The 1,882-nt window shown below is 52.3% G+C and carries 1 protein-coding gene and 1 pseudogene; both read left to right on the top strand.

Features of this window, described 5'->3' with window-relative positions; genetic code table 11:
- Window positions 1-494 (top strand): annotated as a pseudogene (locus tag ACTHUT_RS19410) (glycosyltransferase); the annotation flags it as partial.
- 44 nt (window positions 495-538) lie between these two features.
- A complete protein-coding gene (hflX, locus tag ACTHUT_RS19405; protein ID WP_250599868.1) occupies window positions 539-1,699 on the top strand; it encodes a GTPase HflX in 1,161 nt (386 codons plus the stop codon).
- Window positions 1,700-1,882: the final 183 nt, after the last annotated feature.

Below are 1,882 nucleotides of genomic sequence, written 5' to 3'. Positions count from 1 at the left end.
TGGGCGAGTGCTACAAATTAATGGGCAAACGCGATGAAGCCTTGGCGACTTGGTTGGCAGGCTACGATTACAACCCGCGCCGTGCCGAGTGTCTCTACCTTGCGCAAACCATGCTGCGCCAGGAAGGAAAATACCGCATTTCCCATGCGATCGGCCTGATGGCGAAACGCATTCTGTTCCCAACAGACGATATTCTTTTTGTCCAAAGCAATGTTTATCAGTTGGACATCGACTATGAATTGTCGGTTACCGCCTATGCGGCCGGCGATTTGCGCCAAGGCTACGAGTCTTGCCGCCACTTGCTCTTGCTTAATGTACGCGAGGCATTGACTACGGTGACCATGCAAAATATGTGGCTCTACCGCGAACACGCGCAAACTGAAACGCGTGAAGTGTTGGAGCAGCTGGTGGCCGTAATGCAGCCTTATGCCGCGCAAGGCGGACGTTTGGCAGAAGTGACCGAATATTTCGCCGATATTTTGAAAAACCGTTAATTAGCACTTTGACCCAGCCATAAGGCCGTCTGAAAGGAAATTTTTTGAGCAAGCGCAATCTGTTTTCCGTCGATAAATCTTTGGAACAGCCCGAACGCGTCCTCTTGGTCGGCGTAATGCTGACGGCGGACTATTCCGGCGCAAACGAAACGCGCGAGCGCGGCTTTCAGACGGCCTTGACCGAAGCGGCAGAATTGGTGGGCGCGGCCGGCGGCGATTTGGTTTCTATCGAAACTTCACGCCGCGACAAACCGCATCCGGCTTTGTTTGTCGGTACGGGCAAGGCAGAAGAGTTGGCGGCAGTGGTCAAGCAGCATGATGTCGGGCTGGTCGTGTTCAACCACGAACTTACGCCGACACAAGAGCGTAATCTGGAAAAAGAGCTTCAATGCCGCGTACTCGACAGAGTGGGTTTGATTTTGGCAATTTTTGCCAAACGCGCCCAATCGCAGGAAGGTAAGTTGCAGGTGGAGTTGGCTCAGCTGAACCATTTGAGCGGACGACTGGTACGCGGTTATGGACATTTGCAAAGTCAGAAGGGTGGTATCGGCTTGAAAGGGCCGGGCGAAACCCAGTTGGAAACCGACCGCCGTTTAATCGGACAAAAAATCACGGCATTGAAAAAACAGCTTGCCGATGTCCGCAAACAACGCGCCACACGCCGTAAATCACGCATGAGCGGCCGTCTGAAAACCTTTGCCATTGTCGGCTATACCAATGCCGGAAAATCCAGCCTGTTCAACCGTTTGACCAAAGCGGACGTATTGGCGAAAGACCAGTTGTTCGCCACTTTGGATACCACTGCGCGTCGGCTTTTCCTGTCGCACGAGGCGAGCGTGATTCTGACGGATACCGTCGGCTTCGTCCGTGATTTGCCGCACAAGCTGGTGTCGGCGTTTTCCGCTACTTTGGAAGAGACGGCGATGGCGGATGTGCTGCTGCACGTCGTTGATGCGTCCAATCCCGATTTTGAACGGCAGATGGACGATGTCAACGAAGTCTTGGAAGAAATCGGCGCGCATGAAATTCCGCAATTGGTGGTGTACAACAAAATCGATTTGCTGCCGTCGGGTATGCGTGAAGCAGGTATTTTGCGCGACAACTCCGGGCATGCCGTCGGCGTGAATGTTTCCGTTGCCGAAAGTTTAGGCTTGGATGGTTTGCGCGAAGCGATGATTGAATTGGCCGTACAGCCAAATGATTGATAGTATGGAATGAAACAAGGCCGTTTGAATGTTCAGACGGCCTTACCTTAAAATTTTAAATCCGAGGATTATGCCGACAGAGGGCTTTTCTTTTTGAACACGCTTTCGTAAAGCATCCAAGCGGCGAGGCTCAGGTATACGGTGCTGGACAAAATGCCGATAATGGCAAAGATAGGCATAAGG

Source organism: Neisseria sp. P0022.S010, assembly GCF_051956635.1.
Note: the sequence above shows the minus strand (reverse complement) of the source record. Positions and strands in the feature narration are given on the sequence as shown.